Annotated in this window: 12 protein-coding genes; 6 read left to right on the plus strand and 6 right to left on the minus strand. The window is 41.2% G+C overall.

Translation table 11 applies throughout. The annotated features are described in order from the left end of the window. Positions 1-13 precede the first annotated feature (13 nt). Complete coding sequence (locus ACDG22_RS02000) at positions 14-2,122, minus strand: glycoside hydrolase family 97 protein (protein WP_007567266.1); 2,109 nt, start codon at positions 2,120-2,122, stop codon at positions 14-16. Positions 2,123-2,404: 282 nt separating this feature from the next. Between ACDG22_RS02000 and ACDG22_RS02005 the strand changes: the two genes are divergently transcribed. From ACDG22_RS02005 to ACDG22_RS02025, 5 genes are all read left to right on the plus strand, one after another. Beyond that, positions 2,405-2,845, plus strand: coding sequence for a DUF3836 domain-containing protein (locus ACDG22_RS02005; RefSeq protein WP_007567263.1), 441 nt, complete (start codon positions 2,405-2,407; stop codon positions 2,843-2,845). Positions 2,846-2,861: 16 nt separating this feature from the next. Then, complete coding sequence (locus tag ACDG22_RS02010; RefSeq protein ID WP_022126126.1) at positions 2,862-3,677, plus strand: CPBP family intramembrane glutamic endopeptidase; 816 nt, start codon at positions 2,862-2,864, stop codon at positions 3,675-3,677. A gap of 12 nt (positions 3,678-3,689) precedes the next feature. Then, on the plus strand, positions 3,690-4,328 hold the full coding sequence (locus ACDG22_RS02015) for a DUF2975 domain-containing protein (RefSeq protein WP_007567259.1): 639 nt from the start codon (positions 3,690-3,692) through the stop codon (positions 4,326-4,328). Positions 4,329-4,580: 252 nt separating this feature from the next. Continuing rightward, positions 4,581-4,790, plus strand: a complete 210-nt coding sequence (locus tag ACDG22_RS02020; RefSeq protein ID WP_022126128.1) for a helix-turn-helix domain-containing protein — start codon at positions 4,581-4,583, stop codon at positions 4,788-4,790. Positions 4,791-4,897: 107 nt separating this feature from the next. Next, the gene (locus tag ACDG22_RS02025) at positions 4,898-6,811 is read left to right on the plus strand and encodes a DEAD/DEAH box helicase (protein WP_007567255.1); all 1,914 of its coding nucleotides are present in this window, start codon (positions 4,898-4,900) and stop codon (positions 6,809-6,811) included. 81 nt (positions 6,812-6,892) lie between these two features. Here ACDG22_RS02025 and ACDG22_RS02030 read toward each other — a convergent pair whose 3' ends face one another. The 3 genes from ACDG22_RS02030 to ruvB are packed head-to-tail and all read right to left on the minus strand — an operon-like array spanning position 6,893 to position 10,830. Further along, positions 6,893-8,245, minus strand: a complete 1,353-nt coding sequence (locus ACDG22_RS02030; RefSeq protein ID WP_007567253.1) for a TIGR00341 family protein — start codon at positions 8,243-8,245, stop codon at positions 6,893-6,895. 16 nt (positions 8,246-8,261) lie between these two features. After that, positions 8,262-9,752: an oligosaccharide flippase family protein gene (locus tag ACDG22_RS02035; protein ID WP_270230178.1), complete on the minus strand. Its 1,491-nt coding sequence runs from the start codon at positions 9,750-9,752 to the stop codon at positions 8,262-8,264. Positions 9,753-9,801: 49 nt separating this feature from the next. Next, positions 9,802-10,830, minus strand: coding sequence for a Holliday junction branch migration DNA helicase RuvB (gene ruvB / locus ACDG22_RS02040; RefSeq protein WP_007567249.1), 1,029 nt, complete (start codon positions 10,828-10,830; stop codon positions 9,802-9,804). A gap of 93 nt (positions 10,831-10,923) precedes the next feature. Between ruvB and ACDG22_RS02045 the strand changes: the two genes are divergently transcribed. Next, the gene (locus tag ACDG22_RS02045; RefSeq protein WP_270230179.1) at positions 10,924-11,790 is read left to right on the plus strand and encodes a 4Fe-4S binding protein; all 867 of its coding nucleotides are present in this window, start codon (positions 10,924-10,926) and stop codon (positions 11,788-11,790) included. A 173-nt stretch (positions 11,791-11,963) separates the two neighbouring features. On the opposite strand, the gene ACDG22_RS02050 is transcribed toward ACDG22_RS02045, so the two are convergent. Continuing rightward, positions 11,964-13,283, minus strand: coding sequence for a zinc-dependent metalloproteinase lipoprotein (locus ACDG22_RS02050; protein ID WP_270230180.1), 1,320 nt, complete (start codon positions 13,281-13,283; stop codon positions 11,964-11,966). Further along, positions 13,276-14,373, minus strand: coding sequence for an Omp28-related outer membrane protein (locus tag ACDG22_RS02055; protein WP_270230182.1), 1,098 nt, complete (start codon positions 14,371-14,373; stop codon positions 13,276-13,278). The genes ACDG22_RS02050 and ACDG22_RS02055 overlap by 8 nt, the downstream gene beginning before the upstream one ends. Between the last annotated feature and the right edge of the window lie 5 nt (positions 14,374-14,378).

Consider the following 14,378-nt stretch of genomic DNA (forward strand, 5'->3'; position numbering starts at 1 on the left):
CTATGATAACAAATTACAATTCCTTAATGCTGACAGCTACACCTCCACTCGGAGCAAGACGTTGTTTCAATTTTGTCTTATTAGTTACTTTCTTTGTAGAAATCACATATTCCTTTGGATTTGTACGCCAGTCAGCTGTTTTTCCATCGGCATAAATAGTTGCCTGATATTTTTTCCCAGCCGGAAGGAAACTCAAATCAATAACGGCTTCACGACTGTTTTCATCAGTAATTCCACCAATATACCATTCGTTCTTACCTTTTGCCTTACGGGCAATAGTGATATAATCACCCGGTTCAGCTTCCAAAATATATGTATTATCCCAGTCCACAGCTACATCTTTAATAAATTGAAAAGCATCTGGATATTTTTCATAATTCTGATATAAATCGGCTGCCATCTGAAGAGGACTGTACATCGTTACGTAAAGTGCAAGCTGTTTAACCAATGTAGTACCTAATTTAGCTTTGTTTGAGCCATAAACAGAAAGATCACCTTCAAAGATTCCCGGAGTATAATCCATCGGACCACCCATCAAACGGGTAAATGGCAAGATAGTCTGATGATCCGGACGGATTCCATTGAAGGACTCAAATTCCGTTCCACGTGCTGATTCTTGAGCTATCCAGTTAGGATATGTACGATACATACCAGTAGGACGTACAGCCTCGTGTGAATTAACCATAATATGATATTGTGCCGCTGTTTCTGCTACTCGATTATAATGGTTCACCATCCATTGTCCGTCATGATGTTCGCTACGCGGAATGATAGGACCTACGTAACCGGTCTTTACAGCATCATAACCATTTTCTTTCATAAAGCGGAATGCATCATGCATCTGACGTTCGTAATCGGCAACCGATGAGGTTGTTTCATGATGCATAATAATTTTTACTCCTTTTGATGCAGCATAACGCTGAAGCTCTTTCACATCAAAATCCGGATAAGCTTTAGTGAAACTATATATAAATTCCTTGGCATAAGCGTAATTGTCTTCCCAGCCTTCGTTCCATCCTTCTACCAATACTGCATCAAAACCATTTTTCGCAGCAAAATCGATATACTCTTTCACATGAGCCGTATTGGCACCATGATGTCCGTTCGGTTTCAACTTAGTATAGTCAGTTTTGCCGATTACGATATCTTGCGTATCAGTATAAGCCCATGTAGAACCTCCACCTGTAAAATACTCCCACCAAACACCAACATACTTGGTTGGCTTAATCCAGGAAGTATCTTCCAACTTGCAAGGCTCATTCAGGTTTACAATCAAATTCGAAGCCAGAATATTTCGAGCGTCATCACTTACAATAATCGTACGCCACGGACTGGTACTACCTGTCTGAATGTATCCCTTTGTTCCGTTTTTATCGGGAGTAAGGTGTGAACTCATCAGGAAAGTCTGTGCATCCAAATTCAGGTGCATAGCTGGATAATTAACTAAGGCAGCCTCATGAATGTTGATATAAAGTCCGTCATCCGACTTCAGCATCAAGGGTGTCTGTACAGCAAGATTAGGTGAAGGCGATTTACAGGCCAAAGCCTCATCACGTGCCTTGTCTATCAACTGCGGAACCTCCGACAGTTTAGAAGTTGTTATCTGAAACTCATTAGTATCATAGTCAGCCGGAATCCAGAATGCCTTATGATCACCGGCCAACTGGAATTCTGTTACTTCTTCATTAATAGTAAAATGGCGCAATTCCTTCTGTACCGGGAACTCATAACGGAACCCTAATCCATCATCGAACAAACGGAAACGGATATTCAGCAACCATCCCGTACCTTCTTGCTCCAAGGCAACAAACAATTCCTTATGATTATCACGAATAACACTATTCTGCCCCCATACAGGATTCCAAGTCGTATCGGAAGCATCCTCTTTTGTTTCTACAATACGGAAATTTTTGCTGAAATCGAACGATGGACGTATCTGAAAGCCCATCTTGCTTTCTTTTATTACATCCTTTCCTTTATACTTCAATGAATAAACCGGAGTTTTGTCAGCCGACAAATGAAAATCCATAACCAGATTTCCGTCGGGTGAAGTCAATGTTTGGGCTAAAGAAAATCCCACGCCAAACAGACAGATCATAACACACAGAATAAGTTTCTTCATAATATCTCTATTGATTAACGAAATTAATACTTTTGTAAATATAACAATTATCCGCTGATATACACTTACCGTACTTTTGAAAACTTCTTTATACCTTCAAAAAAGGCTTATCCAAAACATCCTCATCATAAATCAGAAAATATTTATTGTTTTTCGATAAATATTTTCTGATTTTCTTTTGTTCTTTAAAAATAATATCTACATTTGCATATCGAAAAACGATAAATATTTATCGAAAGCTAACACAGAAAAATAATTAAGAACCACAAACACGATGCAATTATGAAAAAGACATTATTAAGAAAAGCAGCTATGGCAAGCCTCTTCACCCTGATGACACTGACAGTCACAAAGGCAAACGCAAAAGGAACTTTCATTTATGGAGAAACAGACAACGGTTTGATTGTTTCTACCCTGAATGAGGACGGCAAAACACTTACTCCAAAATGGAAATACGAGTACCAGTACGACGAACAAGGACGACTGACCGAGAAGAAAGCATATCGATGGAATTTGCAACAACAGATGTGGACACCGGCCTATCTGCTCACTATTACATCGAACGACTCGATATGTATCATGGATTATGCCGAATGGAACAAACTTTTTTGTAACTTTGAGCGTAACCGCCAACAAAGTGTTTATTATGTAGACAGTTCGAACACTTTATTGACTTATTATAGCCGTTCATCCGCCTGCGGAATAAGTGAAAATAACAAATAACTAAAATTCAATTATTATGGGACGCACCATCAAATTATTGCTATACTACTTTGCCTACCAACTGGCATTCATGGGAGTTTTTCTGTGCGGATATATGATCTTCCATCATACCACAGAATTACCTCAATCTACCGACTCTACTTACATCACCCTCATCTTACTGGCACAGGTTCTATCTACAGCCGCTGTAGGTATCCATCTGATAGTGGGAAAATATGTACCACTCGACCGAAAGACTTGGGCGTATTATAATTCCGGTAAAGTTCTGATTGCCGCTATCCTATTAATTGTAGGTATGGGATTGTGGAGCAATTACCTGAACGAGCTGGCCGACTTGCCCAATAACATGCAGGAAATTTTCGCTATGATGATGCAACATCCACTGGGAGTCGTGGCAATCACCATCATGGCTCCTGTTGTAGAAGAGCTATTATTCCGCGGAGCCATCCAAGGACACCTGCTGCGCAAATGGAAGAAACCACTTTGGGCCATCGTTGTATCGTCACTGATATTCGGTATCGTACATGGCAACTGGGTACAAGCTCCTTTCGCTTTCGTGGTAGGTCTGGCCTTAGGCTGGATTTATTATCATACAGGTAGTCTGCTTCCCGGCATATTGATGCACTTCGTCAACAATAGTACTGCTGTTTTCAGCTTTTGGCTTTCCGATGATCCGAATGCCACAATGGTTTCTACCTACGGTCTCGAAGGAGCCGCACTCATGGCTGTTGCAGGAGCGATACTTACTTTCGTATGTATCAAGTACATCCAAAAACAACTTCCACAACCTGCAACATGGAGAGAAGAACAACCCACAAGTACAATCGAATAATACCCCGAATTTATGAAACATCTCAGCATATTAGGTATATTGGCCATTTTTGCCTTAGCTCTAAATCTCTATTTTGCCATAGGCAGTAATTTTAATGATTTCAAACAAGGATTTGAAGATGGACAAAAGAGCTCTACTTACGACACACAAGCAGATTCACACGGATTTAGGGCAGAAATAAGAGTTACTCCTATCTCCACTCCAAGTGATAGTCTGAATTTACAATTACCCGGTAAAACTGTAAAAGCGCCCTATCAGGTTTCAGAAGTTACCTGTCTGATCAAAGAAACTCCGACAATGCTAATCACTATAATATTTTCAGCTTTGGGAGTCATCGTATTATCTGTTTATGGTGTCTACTGTCTGATACGTGTACTGATATGTATCACACGACAAGATATTTTTTCCCGCCGCAACATCCGATGGCTTCGCTGGATAGCTTACGGCCAGTTAGCAGTCACTTCCCTCTCGTTTTTATTAGACTGGAGCATCGAGCAGGCAGTTCTCGCGCAAGTATCCCTGCCAGGTTATCAAGTAACGGGTGTCACCCCGATACCCCTGCAATGGGAGTCAGTCATCCTGATCGTATTACTTACAGAGATTTTTGCCACAGCCGTCAAGATTAAAGAAGAAAACGATCTAACCATATAACCATATATCGCCTATGAAACCGAAAAGCAATTATTCACGCCCGATGGCGGCCATTTACATTATTATAAGTTTTCTAGCCACACTCTTCGTATTAGAATTGATTTGCTTCCTCACCTTCTATCCACTTTTGGAGAACAGGTTTCTGCGTATATTTGCAAGCTTAATATGGCTTTATGCCGGAGCTTTTGCCTATTATAAATTAACCCACCGTTATACCAAATGGTGGAAAAGACTAAACAACCAATAAACAGTATGCCGATTATAGTAAACCTTGATGTAATGATGGCGAAACGAAAGATTTCGCTGGGAGAACTTGCCGAAAAAATCGACCTTACTCCCGCCAATCTTTCCATTCTGAAAACAGGAAAAGCCAAAGCTGTCCGATTTTCTACTTTGGAGGCAATCTGCAAAGAACTCAATTGCCAGCCGGGAGATATATTAGAATACAGACCGGAAGAGTAAAGCTCTTCCGGTAAAAGGCTGTCAAATAGTAAAGAATAAACAATTCTTATAGCCGATAATCCATTAATTGTCCGTATCTTTGCAGCCGAATTAGATATTTGAAATAAATGAAGACATTTGAAGAACTCGGCGTTTCCGCAGAAATACGCCAGGCAATCGAGGAAATGGGTTATGAAAATCCCATGCCTGTACAAGAAGAAGTTATACCGTATCTGTTAGGAAACCGCAACGACGTAGTGGCTCTGGCACAAACCGGAACCGGAAAAACAGCCGCATTTGGTCTGCCGCTGATACAAAAAATCGATGTAACGAAACGAATCCCCCAAGCACTAGTGCTTTGTCCTACACGAGAGCTTTGCTTACAGATAGCAGGCGATCTGACTGATTATTCTAAATACATCACCGACTTAAAAATTCTCCCCGTATATGGAGGCTCTTCTATTGAAAGCCAGATACGTAGTCTGAAACAAGGTGTACACATTATCGTAGCTACTCCAGGACGTTTGATAGACTTAATGGAGCGTAAAGTTGCACGCCTGGAAACTATCCGCGATGTGGTAATGGATGAAGCCGATGAAATGCTGAACATGGGATTTACCGACAGCATCAACGCTATTCTGGAGCAAGTTCCAGAAGATCGTAACACCTTGATGTTTTCAGCTACCATGAGTCCGGAGATTGCCCGTATTGCTAAAACTTATTTGCATAATGCCAAAGAAATCACAATCGGGACAAAGAATGAAGGAAGCAAAAACGTACATCATATCGCCTACATCGTACATGCAAAAGATAAATACCTGGCATTAAAGCGAGTTGTCGATTATTATCCACAGATTTACGGTATTATTTTCTGCCGTACCCGTAAAGAAACTCAAGAGATTGCCGACAAGCTGATTCAGGACGGCTATAATGCCGACTCTTTACATGGTGAACTAAGTCAGGCACAACGTGACTTGGTCATGCAGAAGTTCCGTCAGCGCTATTTGCAACTGTTGGTTGCTACCGATGTAGCTGCACGTGGACTGGATGTAAATGACTTGACTCATGTCATTAATTATGCTCTTCCTGATGATACAGAAAGTTATACACATCGAAGCGGACGTACCGGACGTGCCGGAAAGACAGGTATATCTATCGCTATCATCAACCTGCGTGAGAAAGGTAAAATGCGTGAGATAGAACGCATTATCAACAAGAAATTTACAATAAGCACACTGCCTAGCGGAAAAGAGATTTGCGAACAACAGCTTATCAAGGTAATTGATGACATCGAAAAAGTTAAGGTTAACGAAGACGAAATAGAAGCTTTTCTACCAGGAATCTACCGAAAACTGGAATGGTTAAGCAAGGAAGACCTGATTAAGCGAGTGGTATCCATGGAATTTAACCGCTTCCTGGAATACTACAAAAATGCTCCGGAAATAGAACAGCCTAAAGCCAACGAAAAGAGCAATGAAGCTAAAGAACGGAAAGATCGTGGAAGCGACCGTGAAAAAGTGGCACGCAAGGCTGAAAAAGGCTATACCCGTCTGTTCCTGAATTTAGGAAAGACCGATGGCTTCTATGCCAATCAGATCATTGAGCTGATAAACCGCAACTTGAAAAAAGAGCATATTCAGATTGGTAGAATCGATCTCATGCAGAATTTCTCTTTCTTCGAAGTTGTAGAAAGTCAGGCATCGATGGTAATGAAAGCACTGAATAAGGTAACCCTGAACAAAGGTCGTAAGGTTATTGTAGAAATAGCTGGAGAAAATACGGGAAAAAGCGATAAAAGTGGTAAAAAGCGTGGTAAGGAAAGCGTAAGAGAAGAAAAAACAACCAAGAAAAAAGAAACCAAATCCGCAGAAAAGAAAAAAGATAAACCTAGCCGTGAAGAACGAGGCTATACCGCCGCACGTGGTCCTAAGAAGAAAGATGACTGGAAACAGTTCTTCCAAAATGACAATCGTCCTTTGCGTGGTGAAGAGCCGGACTTTGCAGAAGAAGGCTGGGCGAAACGAAGTAAGCGCAAAAAATAAAAATTCATACGATAAATATTTGAAAAGCCCGCCGATTGACTTGTGTGTCAAGGGCGGGCTTCTATATCAGTTATACTTCTACTATTCTACAACCAGACGAAGCTTTTTCGTTCCTGTGCGTGCCTGAAGCCATTCCAACATTTTTTCTTTCTCTTGTTTGGAAAGAGTCCGGTCGCAATCAACAAAAGCATAAGTTAAGGTATCCATACGAAGACTGTCTACACGAAGCTGAAGACTCTTTGAAACAGAAATTGTTTTTATACATGGGAAAAGAACCTTAATCTCCTGCCCCATCTTCTCATTCATCAAGTTCGAACCTGTAAAATCTGGTAACAAACGATTCAGTGAGTCAAGTGCAGCCTGTTGTGACATAAGCTGTTTCTCACTATTTTTATAAAAATCCTCCATTACCATCGACTTGATATTTCCTATATCCATCGCACCGGCTCCATTAACTCCCTGAAAAACGACCAATTTTGTCTGATCCAGCTTATAATCAGCAAGTTTATTCCGCGCATTCTGTATTTGTTCCTCTGAAACTTCCTTTCCGATAAATACCACTTTAATCTCCCGTTTGTCAAATGAGATTTCACGATTCAGAATCTGAGAATCCGGAAATTGGAGTTCAGAAGTAATAAAGTTGTTAGCAGAAGAATGATAAATCGTTTCACGTACAATGTTATATGTCAGATAAACGGCCGGACACATGGTAGCAATTGCAATACCGATGATATATTTCCGGACCAACTTTTCTCTTACCTTATCAACAAACTGCTTACGCTGGAAATGCATTACCCGCACTCCTATATAAGTAGCCAGACTGATAAAAACAGAATTAATAAAATAAAGGTAAAAAGCTCCCAAGAAATAAAGCAGGTTGCCTGTTGCCAGTCCAAATCCGGCAGTACAAAGCGGAGGCATCAACGCCGTAGCAATGGCAACTCCCGGAATCACGTTTCCTTTTTCTTTTGTAGCCAATGCTACAATACCAGCCAGACCACCTACCAGAGCAATAAACACATCATAGATAGTAGGTGATGTACGCGCAAGCAGCTCCGACTGAACTTCATCAAGCGGAGTAAATGAAAAATAAATCGTTGCGGTAGTTACACTAAACAAAGTTGCCACCAGATAACTTTTCAATGAACGTTTCATCAGCTCAAAGTCATTCAACCCGACAGCAAGTCCTACTCCCATAATCGGTCCCATCAGCGGAGATATCAACATTGCACCGATAATTACCGCCGTAGAATTCACATTCAACCCAAGTGAAGCAATAAAAGTAGCAAAAATAAGTACCCACAAGTTTGTACCTTTAAACTCCACCCCATTCCGGATGGAATCAACAGTCACCTGTTCATCTTCCTTGCTACGGTTCAAGTCCAGATATTCATTAAAAAACTTCCTGATAATAAATTTTTTATCTCTTTCCATAACCTAAAACTGTGTTTTATTTAACAAAACGGTTCACAAAAGGGATTGTTTTCAAAGGTAAATCTTTTTTTAATATATAGGCGATAAACATCAACAATAATAAGGTACGGAACACTAATCTTAATCCGACATTAGATATTATAACCTCCTGAGAAAGAACAAATAAAACAGCAGCCAGTATCAGATAAACAGCCATATCCTTTAAAGGATAGCTGACCGGATATTTTTTCTGTCCGATAATATAAGACAACAAGGTTATTACTCCATAACCGGCCACTGATGCCCATGCAGAAGCGACATATCCATAAGTCGGAACCAACCATATATTCAATGCCAGAATTACCGCACATCCGATGATTGAAAAATATGCTCCCCATTGTGTTTCATCCGTCAGTTTATACCAGAAAGACAAGTTAAAATAAATACCCTTAAATATTTCTGCCCCCATTACGATAGCTACTACACTCAGTCCTTCCCAATAATCACGCGCTACCATATAACGAAGTATATCCATATAAAACATCACAGCAAGAAAAGCCAGTAAGGAGAAGATAAAGAAATACTTCATTGCTGCCGAATACATCTTACGGTTATCTCCTTCCTTGTTTTTACCAAAGACAAAGGGTTCGTAAGCATAACGGAAAGCCTGGGTAAACATAGCCATTATCATAGCCACTTTACTGGTAGCACTATATATTCCAAGCTGCACCAACCCTTCCTGACGGTCATCGAACAAGAATGGATAAATCATTTTGTCAATCGTCTGGTTCAATATGCCCACCACTCCGAAAACCAAAATCGGGAATGAATAAGAAATCATCTGTTTCAGCAGAACTTTATCCACACGATAAGAAAAACCTCTCAGTTCCGGAATGAAGAAAAACATCTGTACCAGCGACATGATCAGATTCGACACAAAGATATATCCTACCAGATATTCCGGACGGTAAAACCATGAAACCAGCTGATGGGCATGAACATCCAGCCACGGACACAACAAGAGGAAGAAAAGATTCAGGAGAATATTACCAACAATATTGAACAGCTTGATAGATGCGAACTTTATCGGACGTTTTTTGTATCGCAGATAAGCAAACGGAATACACTGAAATGAATCCAGGGCAACCACAAGTACCATCATCGCAATATAATCGGGATGATCGGGATACTCCAGCAATGCGGAAATGGGATGCAGGAACAGCATACACAGTATAACAAAAATCAGCGAAAGCCCACCTACAAAAATCAACGTATTGGCATATACCTTTTCCGGATGTTCACCCGACTTATTGGCAAAACGGAAGAATCCTGTTTCCATACCAAATGTCAGAAAGACCAAGATAAGTGCCGTATATGCATACACATTCGACACCACACCGTAACCACCTGTCGATGCTGGTATTACTGCTGTATAAAGCGGCACAAGCAGATAGTTAAGAAAACGTCCTACAATGCTGCTCAATCCATAAATAGCCGTATCTTTTGCTAACGATTTCAGTCCAGCCATAGTCTATAAAAAATAAAAGTGTGTGCCGCTGTTATGGCACACACCATAATTAATCATCAAAAAGTGTTTTTACATTATTATATATACTCCGTCCCAGATGCTTATAAGCCAGCTCCGTAACTTCTCGTCCGCGTGGAGTCCGCTTCAGAAAACCTTCCTTTATCAAGAATGGCTCGTACACTTCTTCCAACGTTCCGGGATCCTCCCCAAGTGCCGTAGCAATCGTTGTCAGTCCTACCGGACCTCCCTTGAACTTATCAATAATGGTACAAAGTATCTTATTGTCTATCTCATCCAGTCCGTAACGGTCAATATTCAGCGCTTCCAGTGCATATCGAGCTATTTCCACATCAATCCGTCCGGAGCCTTTCACCTGAGCAAAATCACGTACACGACGTAACAAGGCATTGGCAATACGGGGAGTACCACGACTGCGCGAAGCAATCTCGCCTGCGGCATCTACATCACATGGAATACCCAAGATACTGGCCGAGCGCAAAATAATACGCGACAATACCGCATCATCGTAATATTCCAAATGGAGATTAATTCCGAAACGCGCACGGAGCGGAGCGGTAAGCAATCCACTGCGGGTAGTAGCTCCCACCAGCGTAAACGGATTCAAGTCCAGCTGAATGCTACGTGCCGACGGACCTTTGTCTATCATGATATCAATCCGGTAATCTTCCATTGCCGAATATAAATACTCCTCCACCACCGGGCTCAAACGATGTATTTCATCAATGAACAATACATCATTCGGTTCAAGACTTGTCAGCACACCGGCAAGATCACCCGGCTTATCGAGTACAGGACCGGAAGTTACTTTAAATCCAACCCCCAGTTCATTGGCAATAATATTGCTCAATGTTGTTTTTCCCAATCCGGGAGGACCATGAAGCAACACATGGTCAAGCGCTTCAGCACGAAGCCTGGCTGCCTTGACAAAGATACGCAGATTGTCGACTACCTTATCCTGACCGCTGAAGTCACCAAACTGTAGTGGTCGGAGGGCATTCTCGAAATCCCGTTCTTTTCCTGTAGGTTTATAATCACGTATGTCGAATTGTTCTTCCATAATGATGCAAAAGTACAAATAAATCGTGTGAAGAACGATATAAAAAACTTTATCTTTGCAAGAACTACAACTAACTTTTTTACTTTAAAGCCTATGAACGAATTTAGCACCAATCATCTGGTATTTTTCTCACCGACTCATACTTCTGCTAAAATAGCACGTGCTATTGGCGAAGGAATTGGTATGGGAAGAAGAATTGAAACCGACCTGACACTCGATGAAAGTGACTCACCTATCGAAATAAACGACTCCCTTACAGTCATTGCTGCACCTGTATATGGCGGACGTGTTGCTCCGGTTGCCTTACAACGCATCAAGCGCCTGAAAGGTAACAACTCCCCGGCAATCGTCGTAGTGGTATATGGTAACCGCGACTATGAAGATGCCCTGTTGGAACTGCGTGACACAGTAGCATCATTGGGATTCACTCCTCTCTCGGCAGGAGCATTTATCGGAGAACACAGTTACAGCACAACCGAAATGCCTGTTGCAGCCGGACGCCCCGATGCGACTGATTTACAAATAGCCCGCACATTCGGAGCCGACAGTTTGAAGAAACTGGAAAAAGCAATGCAGAATTCAGAAGCATTAAGCACACTGACCCCTTCTCTGCAAGCAGGATGCCGGTTAAAAGCTATGGGTGATAAATTGTCTATGCTGATTGGATCTTTTTTTATAAAAGGTACTTCTCCTTATAAACTGATACAGGCTTCCAAGCCATCAGCTCCAGTCTGCAATGAAGATTGCTTTGTTTGTGGAGAATGTATAGAGGTATGTCCTACCCATGCCATTCGTATCAGCGACGACGGCAGCCATATCGAAACAGATGTAAACCGCTGTATACGCTGTTGTGCCTGTGTAAAAGAATGTCCTAACGGAGCCCGTATCTATAACACTCCGTTTACAGCTATTTTACACGAGAAATTCAGCACACCACGTCAGCCTGAACTTTTTCTATAAAAAAGAAGCGGATACCATTTTTAAGAGAGATTAAAAACAATGGTATCCGCTATAAATTTCTCTTACCGAACCTCACGGTCAAGCAGGCGTTACATCTCATTTATGGAAATGCGGCCCAAAGAGAATAAGAAAGGGAAAATTTATATTTCTTCAAAATTCATTTTACACATCAATCATTCCATTACATGGTGTGGCAATTCACCCGAACCGGCAGTACGAGTCGAATTCGATATTTCACGATTCTTAGGACCGGGAACAAATGCTCCTTTTTCCAGTATATATCGTACTCTTTCCCGCTGATTCGCAGTGAAAGTGTTCGAATAAGACACAGCATAATCCATAATATTTGTCGACTTATATTCTGTTCCCCGCACACAGTCTTCACGCGTGATCAGCACATCCAGATGTTCAAGAAGACCTGCAGCCCCAATTGAGTTTACCAGGTTATTATAAGCCGTCTTATTATAAGTAGGAGTATCTTCACACAAATCACTGTCTATGCACTCTGTTCCTGTTTCATTTTCAGAAAATACATGACGCAATCCCAGATAGTGCCCCAGCTCATGAGCAATAGTAACAGCTACATAATTTGCATTTCCATCCGGAGTTTCAGGAGTCAGCGGACAGTTATCTTCATAAATATACCGGTTATTTATAGAAACACACCGCGGAGATACCAGCTGATCTTGAGTAGGTACTCCACCCGTCCACTGTTCACATCCTTCCAAATAATCAGGAGCCACAGTATAAGGAAATTCAGAGATACCCAAAATCCCTGCATCGCTGAAATTATACAGCATGATATTAATATACCGGTCCGGATCCCATATTAAATCTAAATAACGTTTTTCTTTATAGCTGTTCATAAAAGCCTGGCAGTCAATAGTAGATGTAGTCCACATGACACGGTTTACACCCGGTTCTTCCAAGGTATTGCCTTCCGGATCTTCCGTAGCCATAACAAACTCCAAACCTAAGTCTTCTCCACAGTTGCGGTAAAGTTCATTGACTTTATCTAATAACTTCTGTAAATGTCCTTCTTCCACATATTGGTTTTTATCCGACTTATTTACATAAAGTACCTGAAATACAACAGGCAATTTATAATGATGATTCTCACTAAAGACCTCCGCCAACTGTGAAACATGTATTTCTTCTTTCAGTACACCATCTGTAGAAACTATCTCCAAAACGGCAGAACGACTCTCTCCTGTCAGGTTTTCGCCAACTTGTACTTCAACGGCAGCATTGCCTGTCCACATATTCTCAGAAGGAACTGCGCACCATGACTTTTCCGACACAACCTTCCATTCTACATTACTCTCCACCTTCAGAGTCAATGTAGCAGCAGCGGAAGAAATATTCTCACAGGAGGTTGTTTCTACCACCCGAAGATAAGGTTCTGCAACCTCCGGCTGCTCATCGTCACTACATCCCGCCAAGAAAGGAAGCAGTACGACAAGCATCCAGAGTAAATAATATTTCTTATTCATACTCAAATGCAGTTTGACCATCCAACGGACAAGTTACGACATTATCTACCACGAAGCGACCAGAAGCATTTGGCACAGTGGTAAATACAACCAGACGGCAGTTAGACAAATCATGAGCACCACTTACATCCATACGATATACATTCTGTCCTGCACCATCAGCATCCAACTGAATACGGTCACCATAAGCAACTGTTGAGCTAGAAGTCAACAAGACATTATTATGAACTTCTGTAGAACTACCTCCCGTCTGTGCTGCTACGATACCGTCTTCCAGCAGCCATACAGCTACACGACAGTTTTCTACATTAGCCGATTTTACTTTTACATTTACCACTACAGAACTTCCTGCATTTTCTGAAGCTACTGAAATAGCTGTTTTACATCCACTGGCTGCAACCTCATTTACTCTTGAAGCAATTTGCTCTGCTTGTTTATCAGCATCACTAAGAGCTCCTTGAATCATATTTGAAGTATTCAAATCAACACTCAACGAAGGATAAGAGCTAACAGTCAGATAGCTGTTTATAGTATTACTAGCCTCCCCTGCCATTGTATCACCATTGTGCGAAGCCACAAAAACAGCACAGTTATCAGGATTAGCTTTCAGATAAGCATCAATGCCTCTTTTCATATACGGACAATTCTGACACCATGTACCCGTATGCTGAACGGCAAGTACACGCTTCGCAAAACCAGTATTTTGCTCAGGCTTGCTGTCGGCAGGCAAAGAAGGAATATTCTTAAATGCTCTTACTGTAATATTCTCTGTTTTCACACCTTCATAATATGCATAAAACACATAGTCACCTTCAGTAGTAGTGCTGAAAGAAGTTTCTTTAAACGAAGAAGTATTACCCGAAGGATCTTCCATATAAACCTTAGACTGTGAAGTGATGTCTGTTTCTCCTTTCATCACAGCTACGGTAACCGCATCTGTACCATTTGCTTCAATAACAGTCTTAGATATAGACAATGTCAAATCACCACTTACTGTTCCGGAGTCTTCTCCTCCATCATTTCCCGAACATGCAGTAACAGCCATTAAAAAACAAACCGCCAAGGTTTTAAAAATATATGCAGGTTTCATAAATA

It is taken from the genome of Phocaeicola coprocola, from assembly GCF_041333015.1.
Lineage (GTDB): Bacteria > Bacteroidota > Bacteroidia > Bacteroidales > Bacteroidaceae > Phocaeicola > Phocaeicola coprocola.

What these genes read in the sequence shown, in the direction of transcription:
- ACDG22_RS02020 (WP_022126128.1), top strand. Translation starts at nt 4,581, where the DNA reads ATGCCGATTATAGTAAACCTTGATGTAATGATGGCGAAACGAAAGATT.
- ruvB (WP_007567249.1), bottom strand. Translation starts at nt 10,830, where the DNA reads ATGGAAGAACAATTCGACATACGTGATTATAAACCTACAGGAAAAGAA.
- ACDG22_RS02045 (WP_270230179.1), top strand. Translation starts at nt 10,924, where the DNA reads ATGAACGAATTTAGCACCAATCATCTGGTATTTTTCTCACCGACTCAT.
- ACDG22_RS02005 (WP_007567263.1), top strand. Translation starts at nt 2,405, where the DNA reads ATGAAAAAGACATTATTAAGAAAAGCAGCTATGGCAAGCCTCTTCACC.
- ACDG22_RS02000 (WP_007567266.1), bottom strand. Translation starts at nt 2,122, where the DNA reads ATGAAGAAACTTATTCTGTGTGTTATGATCTGTCTGTTTGGCGTGGGA.
- ACDG22_RS02050 (WP_270230180.1), bottom strand. Translation starts at nt 13,283, where the DNA reads ATGAATAAGAAATATTATTTACTCTGGATGCTTGTCGTACTGCTTCCT.
- ACDG22_RS02035 (WP_270230178.1), bottom strand. Translation starts at nt 9,752, where the DNA reads ATGGCTGGACTGAAATCGTTAGCAAAAGATACGGCTATTTATGGATTG.
- ACDG22_RS02025 (WP_007567255.1), top strand. Translation starts at nt 4,898, where the DNA reads ATGAAGACATTTGAAGAACTCGGCGTTTCCGCAGAAATACGCCAGGCA.
- ACDG22_RS02055 (WP_270230182.1), bottom strand. Translation starts at nt 14,373, where the DNA reads ATGAAACCTGCATATATTTTTAAAACCTTGGCGGTTTGTTTTTTAATG.
- ACDG22_RS02015 (WP_007567259.1), top strand. Translation starts at nt 3,690, where the DNA reads ATGAAACATCTCAGCATATTAGGTATATTGGCCATTTTTGCCTTAGCT.
- ACDG22_RS02030 (WP_007567253.1), bottom strand. Translation starts at nt 8,245, where the DNA reads ATGGAAAGAGATAAAAAATTTATTATCAGGAAGTTTTTTAATGAATAT.
- ACDG22_RS02010 (WP_022126126.1), top strand. Translation starts at nt 2,862, where the DNA reads ATGGGACGCACCATCAAATTATTGCTATACTACTTTGCCTACCAACTG.